General features: G+C 58.7%; 15 protein-coding genes and 1 pseudogene. 12 read left to right on the top strand and 4 right to left on the bottom strand.

The window, feature by feature from the left end:
* Positions 1-148 precede the first annotated feature (148 nt).
* Positions 149-640: an Lrp/AsnC family transcriptional regulator gene (locus tag AB4Z43_RS28880; protein ID WP_441940044.1), complete on the bottom strand. Its 492-nt coding sequence runs from the start codon at positions 638-640 to the stop codon at positions 149-151.
* A gap of 75 nt (positions 641-715) precedes the next feature.
* Between AB4Z43_RS28880 and AB4Z43_RS28875 the strand changes: the two genes are divergently transcribed.
* From AB4Z43_RS28875 to AB4Z43_RS28840, 8 genes and pseudogenes are all read left to right on the top strand, one after another.
* A complete protein-coding gene (locus AB4Z43_RS28875) occupies positions 716-1,003 on the top strand; it encodes a hypothetical protein (RefSeq protein ID WP_441940042.1) in 288 nt (95 codons plus the stop codon).
* 21 nt (positions 1,004-1,024) lie between these two features.
* Complete coding sequence (locus tag AB4Z43_RS28870; protein WP_441940040.1) at positions 1,025-2,407, top strand: aspartate aminotransferase family protein; 1,383 nt, start codon at positions 1,025-1,027, stop codon at positions 2,405-2,407.
* Between the two features lie 35 nt (positions 2,408-2,442).
* Positions 2,443-3,216 carry an amino acid ABC transporter ATP-binding protein gene (locus AB4Z43_RS28865; protein ID WP_441940038.1) on the top strand — a complete coding sequence of 258 codons (774 nt, stop codon included), beginning with the start codon at positions 2,443-2,445 and terminating at the stop codon, positions 3,214-3,216.
* A 36-nt stretch (positions 3,217-3,252) separates the two neighbouring features.
* Positions 3,253-4,071 (top strand): transporter substrate-binding domain-containing protein, encoded by an 819-nt coding sequence (locus AB4Z43_RS28860; RefSeq protein WP_441940036.1) that lies wholly within the window; start codon positions 3,253-3,255, stop codon positions 4,069-4,071.
* Between the two features lie 58 nt (positions 4,072-4,129).
* Entirely contained in the window at positions 4,130-4,843 is a 714-nt protein-coding gene (locus AB4Z43_RS28855; protein ID WP_441940035.1) for an ABC transporter permease subunit, read from the top strand.
* Between the two features lies 1 nt (position 4,844).
* Positions 4,845-5,537: an ABC transporter permease gene (locus tag AB4Z43_RS28850; RefSeq protein WP_352643413.1), complete on the top strand. Its 693-nt coding sequence runs from the start codon at positions 4,845-4,847 to the stop codon at positions 5,535-5,537.
* Positions 5,538-5,547: 10 nt separating this feature from the next.
* A pseudogene (locus tag AB4Z43_RS28845) lies at positions 5,548-5,876 on the top strand (cupin domain-containing protein).
* A 39-nt stretch (positions 5,877-5,915) separates the two neighbouring features.
* Positions 5,916-7,250 (top strand): NAD(P)/FAD-dependent oxidoreductase, encoded by a 1,335-nt coding sequence (locus AB4Z43_RS28840; RefSeq protein WP_441940032.1) that lies wholly within the window; start codon positions 5,916-5,918, stop codon positions 7,248-7,250.
* A gap of 470 nt (positions 7,251-7,720) precedes the next feature.
* On the opposite strand, the gene AB4Z43_RS28835 is transcribed toward AB4Z43_RS28840, so the two are convergent.
* Together AB4Z43_RS28835 and AB4Z43_RS28830 are read right to left on the bottom strand one after the other, a co-directional pair.
* Positions 7,721-8,710 (bottom strand): quinone oxidoreductase family protein, encoded by a 990-nt coding sequence (locus AB4Z43_RS28835; protein WP_441940030.1) that lies wholly within the window; start codon positions 8,708-8,710, stop codon positions 7,721-7,723.
* Positions 8,711-8,726: 16 nt separating this feature from the next.
* Positions 8,727-10,376 (bottom strand): ABC transporter substrate-binding protein, encoded by a 1,650-nt coding sequence (locus AB4Z43_RS28830; protein ID WP_441940028.1) that lies wholly within the window; start codon positions 10,374-10,376, stop codon positions 8,727-8,729.
* Positions 10,377-10,496: 120 nt separating this feature from the next.
* Here AB4Z43_RS28830 and AB4Z43_RS28825 point away from each other — a divergent pair, with 120 nt between their 5' ends.
* The 4 genes from AB4Z43_RS28825 (at position 10,497) to AB4Z43_RS28810 (ending at position 13,356) form a co-directional block, all read left to right on the top strand.
* On the top strand, positions 10,497-11,402 hold the full coding sequence (locus AB4Z43_RS28825) for a LysR family transcriptional regulator (RefSeq protein WP_441940026.1): 906 nt from the start codon (positions 10,497-10,499) through the stop codon (positions 11,400-11,402).
* A gap of 155 nt (positions 11,403-11,557) precedes the next feature.
* Complete coding sequence (locus AB4Z43_RS28820; protein WP_441940024.1) at positions 11,558-11,971, top strand: ester cyclase; 414 nt, start codon at positions 11,558-11,560, stop codon at positions 11,969-11,971.
* 352 nt (positions 11,972-12,323) lie between these two features.
* Positions 12,324-13,025 (top strand): Crp/Fnr family transcriptional regulator, encoded by a 702-nt coding sequence (locus AB4Z43_RS28815; protein WP_441940022.1) that lies wholly within the window; start codon positions 12,324-12,326, stop codon positions 13,023-13,025.
* An 85-nt stretch (positions 13,026-13,110) separates the two neighbouring features.
* Complete coding sequence (locus tag AB4Z43_RS28810; RefSeq protein WP_441940020.1) at positions 13,111-13,356, top strand: hypothetical protein; 246 nt, start codon at positions 13,111-13,113, stop codon at positions 13,354-13,356.
* A gap of 309 nt (positions 13,357-13,665) precedes the next feature.
* On the opposite strand, the gene AB4Z43_RS28805 is transcribed toward AB4Z43_RS28810, so the two are convergent.
* On the bottom strand, positions 13,666-15,816 hold the full coding sequence (locus AB4Z43_RS28805) for a type IV secretory system conjugative DNA transfer family protein (RefSeq protein ID WP_441940018.1): 2,151 nt from the start codon (positions 15,814-15,816) through the stop codon (positions 13,666-13,668).
* Positions 15,817-15,822: the final 6 nt, after the last annotated feature.

Below are 15,822 nucleotides of genomic sequence, written 5' to 3'. Positions count from 1 at the left end.
GCTTGGTGTGGCTGAAGGAGATGAGCGGTTAGCTCGGCTTCATGCACAACAGTATTCGGACGTAAGATCCAGCCGGAATGTACCAAGCCCTGCAGAAGAGCTGATGCTCATCCTTGATGTTCCGCCAATCGGCATCCAACGAAGGGCATCACCTATCAAAATCGTCAAAATTGATCGGCATGGAGAATCCGACCTTCACGCGGTCCATGATGACCATCGTCTTGAAGCCCTTAATGTCCGGGTTCTCGTAGAAGAATTTCCGCGTGAAGGCCTCGTAGTCTTCCATGCTTCGGGATGTCACTATGAGGACGAAATCCGATTCCCCGGTCACATAGTAGCCGTTCATCACTTCAGGCGTCTGGCGTATGGATTGCTTGAAACGGTCGACAATGTCAGCCCGTTCGCGCTCGAGCGAAACCAGCACGAACATCGCAACAGGGCGGCCGACCATTTTAGGTTTGATGATCGAGACGTCAGCTTCGATCACACCCCCGTCACGAAGCCGCTTGAGACGACGCTGGACGGCAGTCGCCGAGAGACCGATCATTTGCCCAAGCTCTTCCGTGCTGGAGCGGTTGTGGGTTTGCAGGATGTTCAGCAAGCGAGAATCCAGCCGATCAAGCTTGAGAGATGTTCGCATGTTTTCCTCGCATTGACTTCAAACAAGCAGCATTTCTGCGAATTTTGGATTGAATAAGCCGAAAATCTTTGTCTCATGTCAATAGCCTTTGCTTATGAAGGCAATCGTCGGGAACGGAAAACGAAATACGGCAACAAAGGCGCAGCCAGGGCTCGCCCGGTTCAATGTCCGAGGCTTCTGCGCTCGCACTTGTTCATCGGCGCAGTCTGGAAGAATGCACCCGAAAAAATGGGGAACGTCGATCCGGCGATGGAACGGGAAATCTCCCGGGACGCGATCAGTAACGGATTTGACCTGGACGCCGCAGTCGCTGCGGCCAAGCGGCGAAAGGGTTTCAACACCCTTGGCATTTCATGGACCTGAAGGCCGCTTGAGGATCCGAGGATGACAACTACTGCCGATATCGCTGAAATGGACCGCCGTTCGGTTCTGCATCCCTTCACTTATTTGAAAGATTTTGCTTCGGGCACCAATGAGCCGACGATCATGGAAACCGGCAAAGGGGTCCGCATCCGGGACGCCAGCGGGCGGGAATATATCGATGGCTTTGCGGGACTGTATTGCGTGAACATCGGCTACGGCCGTACCGAAGTCGCGGAAGCGATTGCACGCCAGGCCTATAAGCTGGCTTACTATCATTCTTATGCTGCACACACGACTGAAGAACTCGCCCGCCTGTCGGATCGGCTTGTCAGAATGGCGCCGGGCAAGATGTCGAAAGTCTTCTACGGGCTTTCTGGCTCCGACGCCAACGAGACACAGGCCAAGATCGTTTGGTATTTCAACAATCTGCGCGGTAGGCCGAAGAAGAAGAAGATCATAGCCCGCGAGCGCGGCTATCACGGCTGCTCGGTGGTGTCCGGCTCGATGACGGGAATGAGTTTTTATCACGATCATATGGATCTGCCTGTTTCCGGCATCCTCCGCACGGGTGTGCCGCATTTCTATCGCGGCGCCCTCCCGGGCGAAACGGAGGAAGCGTTCTCGCAGCGCCGCGCGGATGAGTTGGAGGCGCTGATCGTTGCCGAAGGGCCCGACACCGTTGCCGCTTTCATAGCCGAGCCGGTGCTCGGGACTGGCGGGCTCACGCCCCCACCGGCGGGCTATTGGGCCAAGATACAGGTCGTATTGAAGAAATACGACGTGCTTCTGATCGCCGACGAGGTGATTTGCGGTTTTGGCCGAACCGGGGCCATGTTCGGCTCGGACCTCTACGGGATGGAACCGGATCTGGTTACCGTCGCCAAGGGGCTGACTTCCGCCTACGCGCCGCTGTCGGCGTCGATCATCTCCGAGGAAATCTACCAAGTCATGGAGGAGGCGACGCCCAGGGTCGGCCCCTTCTCGCATGGCTATACCTATTCGGGGCATCCGATCGGGGCGGCGGCGGCGAATGCCGTACTCGACATTGTCGAGCGTGAGGATCTCCCCGGGCAGGCCGCAAGCAGGGGCGCCTACCTTCTCAAGAGCCTTAAGGCGGCTTTCGAGCAGAATCCGATTGTTGGGGAAGTGCGCGGCGTCGGCATGATGGCCGCTGTCGAGTTCGTCGCGGACCGCGAGACCAAAGAGGCATTCGACCCAGCCCTGAAGGTCGGGGCCCGCATCTCTCAGGCCGCGCGCGACCGCAATCTCATTGCCCGTGCCATGCCGCATGGAGACATTCTAGGGTTTGCGCCGCCCCTTGTTATGACGGAATCCGAAATCGATGAGATGGTCTCGATCGCCAGGGCGGCCGTGAACGAGATCGCCCAAACGATCGAAGGTTGAAGCGGCGGAGCAACGGTGGAGTGGATGGAAACGGCGTGGCCCCTGTTCTGAAAGTTCACGAACTTCGCAAAGCCTTCGGCTCAACCAGCGTTCTAAACGGGGTGAGCTTCCAGATGCGGCAGGGCGAGGTCATTTCCCTCGTTGGCTCTTCCGGCTCGGGAAAGAGCACCGCGCTCCGATGCATTAATTTCCTTGAAACCCCGAGCTCGGGCGAGATCGAGGTGATGGGCGACGCGATTTCAGTCGTCCAGAACGAACGCGAGACGGAAATCGTCAACGCGGCCAATATCAGGGTTTTTCGCCGCCGCATCGGCATGGTGTTTCAGAGCTTCAATTTGTGGCCGCATCGGACCGTGCTCGGGAATGTGACCGAAGCACTGATCTACGTGCTGCGGAAGGACAAGCGGGAAGCGGAAGAAACAGCGCTCTCCGCGCTCTCGAAGGTAGGCATGGCCGACTTCCGCCAGCGATACCCAAGCCAGCTTTCCGGCGGCCAGCAGCAGCGTGTGGCAATCGCGCGTGTCCTGGCGATGCGGCCCAAACTGATGCTTTTTGATGAACCAACCTCCGCGCTTGATCCCGAGCTGGTCGGCGAGGTCTTGAAGGTCATCAGAACGCTCGCCAGCGAGGGGGCGACCATTCTCCTCGTCACGCATGAAATGAGGTTCGCCCGGGAGGTGTCGAACCGAATGATATTCCTGCACAAAGGTACCGTTGAGCAGGATGCCGTGCCGGAAGAACTGTTTTGCAGTCCCGCATCAGAGGCGGTGAAGCGGTTTCTTTCCAGCGTTATTTCAACCGCCGCTTGATAGCGGCAACCAAAAAGCAAAAAAAGGGGAAATTACATGCTCGCAAAGAACCTATTTAGCTCGGTCTTCGCATCCTGCCTTATCCTGACGACTACAATGGGAATCGCACGGTCCGAGGACGGCGTTTTGCGTGTCGGCACCGAGGGCGATGCACCGCAATTCAGCATGGCAGATGCCAACGGCAACGTCACCGGGTTCGACGCCGATATCGCCAACGGCATCTGCGCCGAACTTAAGGTCAAGTGCAAATTCGTGGTGCAGACGTTCAGTTCGCTGGTGCCGTCGATGGACAAGGATCGCTTCGACGTCATCATCTCGGGTCTCGGCATCACCGACGAGAGAATGAAGAAGATCGACTACTCCATTCCATACGCAACCACGCCCCAGTATTTTGTGGTTCCCAAGGACTCTCCTCTCGTGGGGCTGAAGAGCCTTGCGGACATCGAAAAGGCGCTGGCCGGAAAGACCATAGGTGTAGTGAACGGCACCACCTATGCACAGTTCATCAAGAAACATATTCCGACGGCAGACTTGAAGACCTACGATGCCACGACCCAGCAGAATTCCGATCTGGCGACAGGCCGGCTCGACGCCGCCTTTGGCGATTCCCCGACCTGGGTCGACTTTCTCGGCTCGCCGGACGGAGCCAACTTTGCCCGCATCGACGTCAAGGTCACCGGAGCGGACGATCACGAAACGCTGGGTTATGGCATGGGCGTCGGCCTGCGCAAGGGCAACACCGAGCTTAAAGCCAAGCTGGACGCTGCGCTCTGTGACATGATCAACAACGGCGCGGTAAAGGCGACCTCGGAAAACTGGTTCAAGGACGACTACACCATCCCGTGCAAGAAGTGATCGTCCGCCAATCAACAGACCGTCGCGGCTTTGCCGCGACGGTTTCGGGATGTTTTTCATGTTGAACGAGATTTGGGTGCTGATGGTGGACAAGGGCTGGGCCCTTGCACTGCTGCGCGGCGCCGGCACTACGATTCTGATTGGTTTTCTCGGCGTGGTCCTGGGGCTGGCGGCGGCAATACCGCTTGCCATCCTCCGTTGGCGCCGGCTGCCAGTCCTGTCTCAAGTTGTCGACGCCTACAGCATCGTGATTCGCGGCGTTCCCGGACTGCTTGTCATCTATCTCCTGTTTTTCGGCTCGGTCGATTGGGTACAGAAAATAGCCTCCGCGTTCGGCTATGCGAACAGTGCCGAAAACGCCTATCCGCTCATTGTCGGTATCATCGCAATCGCCGCCATCTCATGCGCCTACTCGATTGAAGTCATACGAGGCGCACTGCAGGCCGTACCCGTTGGCCTGCTGGAAGCGGCTCGATCGCTTTCGTTGACGCCACGCTTGACCTTTTTTCGCGTGACGCTGCCGCTAGCCCTCAGACTTGCTCTGGGCGGGATTAACAACGTATGGCAGATGACCATCAAGGATACGTCGCTCGTATCCGTCGTCGGCATGCAGGAGCTGATGCGCACAGCAGCGGTCGCCGCCGGCATCACCCGTTCGCCGCTTCTGTTCTATTGCCTTGCGGCCGCGATGTTTTTTGCCATGACCGCGGTGAGCCAGGTTCTGTTCAACCGCGCCGAAAAATACTTCAATCGCGGCTTCGATAGAGGGTAAAATGGATCTCGGTATCATCACCTATGCGGTTCCATTTCTCCTCGTTGGCGCCAAGACAACTCTGCTGATTGCAATTTTCGGGATCGGCATTGGGTTGCCGTTCGGCATTCTCTTGGCAACAGCCCGTACATCTCAAGTCGGCACGATCCGGAGATGCGCCGATTTCTATTGCGCGGTCTTCAGGGGCACGCCGATGCTCGTGCAGATATTCGTCATTTACTACGGCCTCGCCCAGATCGGTTTCATACGCCACAATACGATCATCTGGTGGCTGATCGGCGACAGTCTGCATGCCGCCATCCTCGCTGTCATTCTCAACACGGGTGCCTACACGGCGGAAATTTTCCGCACCGCCCTCCTCTCGCTGCCGCGTGGGCTGATCGAAGCGGCGGAGGCCTGCGGCATGTCCCCGTGGGTGATCTTCCAGCGCATCAAATTCCCCCTGGCGCTGCGGCAGGCCTTGCCTTCCTACAGCACTGAGGTCGCCGTTATCGTCAAGGAATCGAGCCTTGCTTCCACCATAACGGTCCTTGAAATCACCGGCTATGCAAAGCGGCTGATGAGCGAGACATTCGCTATCATGGAAATCTTCGTCATCACCGCCGTCTTTTATCTCGTGATCAACGTCGTCTGTCTGACTGCGCTGAATGTCATCGAAAGGCGCCTGTCTTTCGAGACGCGCTCCGCACGCTGAAAGGTGCCCCATGTCAAAGCTTACCTTCGTCGACCATAACAATCTCCCCGAACCCAGGAGAGGGGAACCGCTGCAGGAACGACGCGTGGAAGGCGATCCGCGTTTTCTGACTTGGGATATCGCGCAAACCGCCGATGGTCAGGTGCAGGCCGGCGTATGCCCGTCAAGGGCGAGACCTTCGAGTTCTGCTACATCCTTTCGGGGGTCTCGGAACTCATCGAGGACGGGTTCGAGCCACGTCGAATCGCGGCGGGCGACGCCTTCGTGATGCATCCCGGGTTCACGGGGGTCTGGCGGGTGATCGAAACGACACGGAAGCTATGGGTCTCCCGCGATTGAGCGGAACACCTGTGAGCTGATTGGATCAAGATGCACGCCATGGATATCGAAGATTCCACACGCCCCTTCAAGTCCGTGCCGTATTGGTGGGACGATTGCACTTTTTCTCCCCTGCCGGTGCGGCCGGTAGTCCCTCGATGCGACGTTGCCATCGTCGGCGGCGGTTATGCTGGGCTGGCGGCGGCCATTGAACTTGCAAGGGCCGGCCGCAGCGTTCAGCTTTTCGACCGGCAACCGATAGGGCAAGCCGCATCCAGCCGCAACGGCGGTATGGCGAGCGGAAGCATAAGGCCGAACCGCAGACAGTTGATTAGGCGGTTTGGAGAAGATCGCGCCAACGGCATCTTGATGGAGGGAAAGTCCGCGCGAGATGATCTTCGGGCTTTTCTTGAAGAGGAGAAGGTGGAGTGCGAATTTTTCCTGTCGGGCCTTTTCGATGGAGCGATAAATCAACACGATTGCGATGAATTGAGCCGCTACGCCGAGCTATTGCAACGTTTTCTCGGGATTGAGGCATATTCAGTCGCCCGCGCGGACGTATCGCGTTACATCGGAACTGACTTCTACGCCGGTGGCTTCGTGCGCATGGATATTGGCGGGCTTCACCCCGCCAAGCTGCTTTCCGGCATACTGCGAGTCGCCCAGGCGACAGATGCGGTCATCCATGAGAACACCGCGGTTCTGGGGACGAGTGCGGAGGTGGGTGGCGTGCGCGTGGCCACATCGCGCGGCGAGGTGTTTGCGAAGAAGGTGCTGGTGTGCACCAATGCCTATACTGATGGCTTCGATCCCTGGCTTCGCCGTCGACTCGTGCCGGTACGAAGCCGCATCGTCGCCACTGAGCCCCTGGGTGACGGCGTTATGGAGCGCCTGATGCCGAAGCGGATGATGTACGGCGACACGAGGCAGCTCAGCTATTACTACCGTCCATCGCCAGACGGCTCACGCATTCTCTTTGGCGGGCGCGACGGCACGACGGAAGGGGACCCGCTCGCCCCCACCACACACCTGCGCTCCGAACTTGGCCGCATATTCGCCGAACTGGCGGGTGTTGGTCTTACGCATAGTTGGTTCGGCCAGGTCGCAATGAACCGTGACATGGTTCCACGCATGTTTACCGTGGGAGACACCGTTTACGCCACCGGCTTCTGCGGCTCAGGCGTGGTTTGGGCGCGCTGGCTCGGTAAGAAAGCAGCCTTCAAACTTCTTGGCGAGACGGAGAAGGCCCGATCGGCTTTTGACTTCGATCCGCCGCCGAAGGCAGTGCCATTCTACCGAGGCAAGCCATGGTTCATTCCGTTCGTCTATTCACTCTACGAATGGAAGGACAAACGCGCCATGTTCCGACGGAATGGAAGGCAAGGGCGGATATGACCGTTCTTTACCCTGTGATCACACGAGCGGGGATTTTCGGCCTGATTTCGACACAAGCCGGGTTACCCAGACCGACACTGAGCACCCGAAGACGAGGCATTCGCCACTCCCGCAACACGATCTGAATTAGATCGGGCTTGCTCGCGGAGGGCAGCTTCTGCAAAGAAGCTACCCTATAAGATGCCAGTCCGCTTGCGGCCAAAAGCTGGCTGTCTGGAAGGCGCCCTCATGCCGAGCATTCGAATTCCGTCTTGATGTTCCCAAAACCACCCGTCTCGAAGCACGAACTGCCGGCTGAAATGGCCGCGACGGTGGCCGACCGCATAACAGCTTCGGATTTGCCTAGGACCACGCGGCGATTTTTGGATACCCAAGCGCCACCACCGCTCAGCATAACGCTCAGGCGTCAAAATGAACGATTTCGCGCGCTAAAGCTAACCTGCGAGATCGCCGCGTCGGTATCGGCAGCTTTAAGGGACCAGCAGGATACGCCCCTTGAGCCCCCCTTGTTCGAGCGCGGCATGGGCACGGGAAGCATCAGAGAGTGGCATCGTTGTCCATTTGGGCGTCTGCATAGCGTGTTGGGCAGTGAGGCGTGCCAGCGTTGCGACGGCAACTTCAAGTGCCGTGCCGTCAAGGCTCTCTGATGAATAACCAGTCAGCGATACCGGCCGGATCAGGTTCCAGAGATCGAACCGGACATCACCACCCCCTACCGCGCCAACAAGGGACAACGTCCCGCCAGGTTTCAGGGCGAAGAGCGATGTTTCAAAGACGGCAGCTCCCACCGTATCGAAAACGCCGTCAACGCTTTCCGGCTCGACCTGAGACAGTTCCCCGGCTCTTGAAGCCAGGACGCGTCCTGCCCCCAGCGAGCGAACATAATCAGCCTGCTCTGGCCGTGACACGATGCCCAGAACATGTGCGCCCAGTGCACTGGCAAGTGAAACCGCCGCCGAGCCCACGCCGCCGGCCGCGCCAGTGACCATGACTTGCCGTCCCTTGAGAGGTACAAGAGGGCGCAAACCCTCGTGCGCGGTGACGCCGGCCAGCCCAATCGCTGCCATAGCCATGGGATCCGTGCCAACGGGCAGTTGAGAAGCCGCGCTGGCTTCGACGGTCACGAACTCGGCATAGCCCCCGGGCCGATCGCCCCGGACCCCGCCGAGGCCCTGCATCATCGTGATCACCTTTTGGCCGATAAGTGCGCGTGCCACCGCGCCTCCGGTCTCAACGACCTCGCCGACGACTTCAACGCCCGGCACGTATGGAAAGGGGGCTGGCTTGCGGATAGGCCAATTGCCCGCCCTTACCTCGAGGTCGGTGTGGTTGACCGCGGCGGCGATGGTCCTGATCCTGATCTCCGACGCGCCTAGCGCAAGGACCGGAACGGCCTTCCACTCAAGGACGTCCGGACCGCCGTAGCGGCTGACGACGATCGATCGCATTTCGCTCTGCATGGGGTGGTTCTCAGGTTTAGGCTTCGTCCAGCCAGGCATCGAAGTATTCGTGTTCCTGCGTTGGATGGACCCGGACACCCTTGAGGGCGGGGACCCAGTGCTTGTAGAGTTTTCGCCAGTAGGGCTGGATCAGAATTCCAGCATCCTGCAGCATGGCCTCGATTTCTTTCATCGAAACTTTGCGCTTCTCGGCATCCGGAATGGCCAATGCGGCGTTGAGCTTGGTGTCGAATTCAGGATTTGACCATGCACTCTCGTTCCACGCCTCGCCCGTCCGGTACGCAACGGCAAGGACCTGGACGCCGAGTGGCCGCATGTTCCAAGTCGTCATTGAAAATGGGTACTTCGTCCAATCGTTCCAGAAGGTTGAACCCGGCAGGACGGTCCGCTTGATCTTGATCTTCGCTTCACGCAGCTGGGCCGCGATAGCGTCGCCCGTGTTGCGGTGGAAGTCCTCGTCGGCCGTGATCAGCTCGAACTCAAAGTCCGTGCGACCGGCCTCCTGAAGCAAGCGGGCGGCCTTGTCGATGTCACGGCTGACTGCGGGCAGTTCGACATACTCGGGATGAATCGGCGAGACATGGTGGTTGTGGGCCACGTCGCCGGCGCCGCTGTAACCAAGATCGAGCACGGCCTTGTTGTCGACGGCCAACTGGAGCGCATTGCGCACCCGCTGATCGTCAAAAGGTTTATTGGTGACGTTCATTCGAGCCAGCAGAGTCCCCGCGGTTGCCGCCTCACCTTTTACCAGCCCAAGTCCATCCAAGCCTGCCAGCTGGTCTACCGGAGACTCATAATTCGTGTGGATCTCGTGCGCTTCGAACGCCCCAAAGGTTGCGTTCGGGTCCGTCCCATAATCGATGAACTCGATGCCATCGAGGTGAGGCTCCCCACCCCACCAGTTTCCATGTGTACGACGTTTCAAGACAACGCGAACGCCAACGTCGTAGGAAATCAACTCAAACGGCCCGGTTCCGATCGGGCATCCGCTGAAGGTTGCCCCTTTTTCGTCGAAGCTCTTGTGAACCAGCAGTGCCGGGTAATCGGCCAGATTGGGAATGAACGTAATATCCGGCCGCTGAAGCGTAATGCGCAGGGTCATGTGATCGACGCGTTCGATCGCTGTTTCGCGCAACTTGCCGGTCGACTGGTCGATGAGCGTGCCCATCCGCCCGGCCATTGAGTTGCCTGCAGCATCCCGCTCGCACCAACGCTGCAAATTGAAGATAACGTCATCGACCGTGAACGGGTCGCCATTGTTCCAGGTCGCGCCGCGCCGGCAATGCAACACAAACTGCGTCGCATCGGCGTTGACCTCCCACGATTCGAGCAGGCGGCCTTCAAACGTGTAGTCGGCAGTGTATTTGACGAGCGGCTCGAGCGTCTGGCGCTGTGCATTGGCAATCTCCGACCAGTCCGCGGTCCGCGGGTCCTTCGGATCCTTTACGAACATCGCGACCTTTAAGGTGCCACCGCGTTTGGGCTCCCCCGCCAGTGCCGGCGTCAGCGACGCACCGATAAGCCCGTAAGCCATAGGCGCCGATGCGCCGAATGCACTAGCCAGTGCCAGGAATTCGCGACGATCCAGTTGGCCATTCAGACAAGATGCCGCCGAGGCGTAGACGTGTTCGGGAACCTTGTCGGAATTGCTCGCAAACATTGGCATTTTTGCTTCCCTAAGGCCACAGTTCCCCGCGCGACCAGTGACGCGGGCTTTCAGACCGAACCGGTCGCAACACTTCCATATGAAACGTATTCGAGATAAGTGGGCGTGAGAGAGCAACACTTGAAACGAATTGTTGTTAAAATGGACCGCTTCGCCAGCATGACCGTCTTCGTGAAGGCTGTGGAGCTCGGCTCCTTTTCAGCCGCAGCGGAAGCCATGTCGACCTCGCCGCAGCTCGTCGGAAAATACGTTCGCGCGTTGGAAGACCATCTTGGTGTCCGGCTTCTGAACCGAACCACACGTCGGCAAAGCCTAACGGACTTCGGCCGCGGCTATTATGAGCGAGCCAAGCATATCCTCGCCGAAGTTGAGATGGCTGAGGGATTGGCCGAGGAGACGAAGTCGGTTCCAACCGGCAGGCTGAGGATAAACGCTCCGGTCAGCTTCGGCATACGCAGCCTTAGTCCTAGTCTGCCGGAATACCTGGAGGCCCATCCGCAGATTTCGGTGGAATTGACGCTTTCCAATCGAGCGGTCGATGTAATCGACGAGGGATATGATGCGGTCTTCCGAACCGGCGAACTCGTCGATAGCGGCCTCATCGCCAGACCTTTGGCTCCCTACCGACTGGTTCTGTGCGCCTCGCCTGCATACCTCAAGTCACATCCAGCCATCGAGCACCCTCTCGATCTTCAACGGCATGAGTGTCTTGGCTTCTCCTTCACGGAGTTGAGGACGCACTGGACGTTCGACGGACCGGATGGAAGGGTTGTGGTTCCGGTATCTGGCCGTGTGATGGCCGATCACGGCGAGCCCCTGCTATGCGCGGCCGTGGCAGGGATAGGCGTCTTGCTGCAGCCGAGCGAAATCGTGAGCGAGGCCATGGCAAGCGGCGAACTGGTCGGGATTTTGCCGGACCATCGCCCGCCGTCGCGGCCGCTCAATGTGATCTACGCTCCCGATCGCCGCATAACCGCCAAGCTTCGGAGCTTTCTGGATTTCGCCGTAGCCAAATTTGGACGGTAGCTCCGCGATTGCCAGACCTACAAGGCCGCGCCGCGGGTCGAATTCGAGCGAATTTGTTGTAGGTCAGCAACCATTGGCGAGATATATCCCGGCCTGCTTCGACGGTATATCCGTCAATATCGTCACTACGACGCAGCCAAATTGGGATATTTGTTATGAGCAGCACCGCCACCTCTTTCATGGCCCGGTTCGTCGAATTCATCAACTCGGCGGATGAAAAGCTGGCGCACGAGCTCGTCTCGCCGAATGCCATCTTCCATGTCCCCGGTAGATCAGAGCCGATGACGGGACCTGCCGGCTACATGGCGATCGTTGCAATGATGCGAGGAGGCTTTTCCGACATCCAATGGACTTTGGAAGAGGCGATCGCCGAGGAGAACAAGATCGCGGCTCGCTTCACGATGAACGGCACCCATACCGGACCATTCATGGGTGTGCCGCCAACTCAGAAGACGATCCACGTCCAGGCTCTGAACATTTATCACATTGAGAATGGCAAGATCGTCAAGGAATACGGTCAGCCCGACCTCCTTGGCCTTTTGATGCAGCTAGGCGCATTTCCCTCGTAGGAGCATCACCACGGCCATTGCACTTCTGAGATTGCGTCGGTTGCGAAATGTCAGCTTACCCAACTCCCCGGCCGGAACCGGACAGTCGGTTGACGGCCCCAAAGCCGACACGCAGCAACGCACCGTGAGATAGACTCTGCCCCTCCCTTCCTGTTAGCCGAAACTACAATCGGGCCGCTAAAAGAAGCCCGGTTGGCCTCCACCGATAGAGCCGACTTTCCTCAGCTTTTCGCCAGCGACGGATCCTTTGCTAACCGCGCATTTGGAGCCTATGCTTGCGCATCGGCCGCCAGCGCTTCGGATGCCGCCGACAGTAAGAGGGTACCTGCTCTTGCCCGTTTGGGAGAGAGTCATGCCCCAATCGCTTCTTCGCAACCAGGTATTGAAATCTCTGTCGCCAGAGGATTTCGCGCTTTTGCAACCGTCAATGAGTCACATCGAACTGGGCATTAAAGCGCAGCTCGAGATCGCATACCAGCCGATCGAGCGTGTGTATTTTCCAGAGGCTGGCATCGCTTCGGTGGTCGCCACCATGACCGGAGGGCGGCAAAGCGAAGTCGGCCTCATCGGCTACGACGGCATGACAGGGGTAGCGGTCATACTCGGCCAGGACGCGTCCTCCAATGAAACTTATATCCAGGTCGCCGGAAATGGCTGGATCCTGCCGGTTGGCAATCTTCGCTCCGGGATTGCAGAAAGCCTGTCTCTTCGTGAGTCACTGCTTCGCTATGCCCACGCGTTCCTTGTTCAGTCATCGCGGACGGCACTGGTCAACGGCCATTCGAAAATCGAGGAACGCCTCGCCCGCTGGTTGCTGATGGTCCACGATCGCGGTGAAGGAGACAAAATCTACCTGACGCATGAATTTCTGGCGACCATGCTTGGCGCTCGGCGCCCTGGTGTTACCGTTGCTCTCCAAATGCTTGAATATCGGGGGCTGGTTCACGCCAATCGCGGCGAGATCACGATCGTCGACCGCACCGGGATGATAAAACTTACACATGGTGCCTATGGCGAGGAGGAGCAGCGCCATTTCGGCCTGGTCTCGGCCTGATTGTCTGGTATCGGACGAAAGCTTGAACGGCGCCGAATTTCTGCTCTAAATCCTACCGATCAGGGTTTCAGGGAGGAAATTCTCGATGGCCAGCACCTTTCATACAATCACGCTCGAAAAAGCCGCCGAAGCCTATGTCCTCTCCAGGGGCAAAGCCCACTTCCTCTCCATCGCACAGGCGATCCGCGCCATCCGAACGCTCATGCCGGCATGCAAAGCTACCGATCGCGACCTGGAGGAGTTACTGGCGGCAGCATCCATTGTTCACGGTGTGCCCGTGGCGTTCGACTTAAAAACAGCCGTGGCCGCACAACCACGGCTCCATTCATAGGGCCGGAGATTGCCCGCGCTCGCGCAGACGCCTACCTTATCGGACGTTCGCCAGGCGATTGTCCGTCATCTGATCGACAACGTCGGCAGCCCGATCATTTCGATATCCGAGGTTAGCCACTCCGTGAGGAGAATGCTTCCCCTTTGCGAACTCACGGACTGGGAACTTGGCGATCTCATTGCGCGAAGCGCGGTCGACGCGGGATTTGCGCTTGAACTCGATTGAGACCTCGGCACTGCCCGAAACGCGCCAATGTCGTCCGCCGCCATGACGTGTGCGGTGATCTCTCTGCCGCATCGGAATGCTAGCCTACCCGTCGACTAGATCAGGCAAAGCATCTTCGACGATGCCGAGATTTCGATCGAAAGCCTCGATATCGGACGCGTTGGAGCGCAGAGACCGCACCTTGTTCAGGATCGCCGCAACCGCCGCTTCTTTGTCGGGCGCTATGCGTGTTGTCATCGCTTTGGCCGCCAAAGCGGAAAAATCTATGGCGGCATAAGCGGGCACGGCTGCAGCGTCTGTAGCTTTCAGCCGTTTTTTTACGATTGCGCGCCGGCCCGGCGGCGGAGCCATAGCGCCAGCTTTTGCGGCGAATGTCGCGCCGCGCCGCAGGCGAGTCTGCAAGGGGCCCGAGCGGTACGCCGGTGCTGTCGGCACAATCGTCGGGAGCGCAGGAGATGGAACCGCCGCGGAAGCGTCCAACGCAGGTTTTTTCGTGCGCGAAGCGTCGGCAAAGGCGGGCAGGGGCATGAACGCGCGTTTGGCGAGCTGGCCGTCGGCGAAATAGAAATTGCGGGTGCCGAGGATTGGCAGTTCGCCACGCGGCAATATGATGACCTTGTTCTTGTCCAGCGTACGGATTTCATCTGGCCGCATCAGGGGCCGCCGCACTTGCTTGCGGTGCTCCGAGCGCGTGTAATAAGTGTCGAACAACGTTGACTTGGTGCGCGTCACGTCCTTTTGCACGTCCGACGTTTCTCCTAGCTGCTCGGAAACGTAGCGCAGATCGTCCGCGTCCTGCGCGCCGAAAAAGATCTGCACGCGAGCAGCGTTGATAAGCGTCTTGCGCCCCTCCTGGCGATAGATCTCGTCCACAGCCTTCAGCGACTGCACGAAAAACCACATGGAAACGCCGTTGCCGCCGAGCACGCTCGCCATTTCGGTCACGTTCTCGAGCTTGCCGAGGTTCTGGAACTCGTCGAGTAGCACAAGCACGGGATGCTCGTCCGGACGCGGCATGGTTTCCGACATGAAGTTCATCATTTGCGTAATCAGGACGTTGAACAACGGTCCAAGCGAGGTGATCTGCTCGCGTCGCACGTCGAGGTAAAGAGAGATTCGGTCGCGCTTCAGATTGCGAATATCGAACGTGCTGCGCGAGGTAGCTCGCATCAGGCGCTCGTTGAGAAAGGGGGCCATGCCGGTTCGGACGCCGGCGTAGATTCCGGAAAACTGCCGCTCAGACATTTCGAAATATGGCAACAGGGTTTGCAGCGTGAAGTGCGAGCATTCGCGGCGGCGTTCCTCGCGCAGCGAGCCGATGAATTCGAGGAGCGGCTGCTCGGCGCCGTTCATGATCTCGAGGATTGTGGCAAAGGTCTTCTTCTCGTTCGGGATCGCAGGCGATTCCATGACGAAGGACGCGATGCCGGTAAAAAGGAGGCGGGCATCGTTAACCCAGTAGGGATCCGCGTTCGAAGGGGGGCGCGGAAACAATGCCGCGGCGATGTTGCGAAGGTCGATGTCGCGCTGTGCTGAGTCCAGCGAGATGAAGTCCATCGGATTATAGCATGCGGTATTGCCGCCCGGATCGGCCGGCGCGAAACGCACCACGCTGCTGATGGTTGAACGGTAACCAGCGGTCGCCGCATAGGTCTCGCCCCGCAGGTCGAGAACCACGAGCGAATGCGGCCAGGTCAAGGCGTTCGGGATGATGAGAGACGTGCCCTTACCGGAGCGCGGCGGCCCTATGACGAAGCCGCCGACATCATCGCCATCAATCCACAATTTCTTGCCACCGATCAACTTGCGCTGCGTCAGGCGGATCTTGCCGGAACGCTGATCGCGGCTGGGCGACAATATTTCGGCAAGCCTGCCGCCAGCTCGACCGACGAAGACGCCGCCAACTTTCGCCAGGCCGGTTTTCGATATGTCGCTCATAGTCATGAAGCGAGAGTCATTGCGCTTTCTCGGGCGCATCAGAAACAGGCTGACCAGTGGCAAGAGAAACCCTAGCGCTCCTGCCGCAACGGCGTATTGCACCCGGTCAAAATTTCTAGCGGTCATGTCAGCCCAGGCCAGACGAACAACCGGCCAGGGATTGGCGTTCAGCTGATCGAGCAGGACGTGGGAGCCGGTCCGGTACCAATCAGTCGCGGCATAGGCGACCGTGAAGAGCAGGGCGCCCATGGCCATCGCCACAAGCATCATGAAAATTGCTGTTGCGATTTTCTGCATGGATGG

It is taken from the genome of Mesorhizobium sp. 2RAF45, from assembly GCF_052115225.1.
Lineage (GTDB): Bacteria > Pseudomonadota > Alphaproteobacteria > Rhizobiales > Rhizobiaceae > Mesorhizobium > Mesorhizobium jarvisii.
Note: the sequence above shows the minus strand (reverse complement) of the source record. Positions and strands in the feature narration are given on the sequence as shown.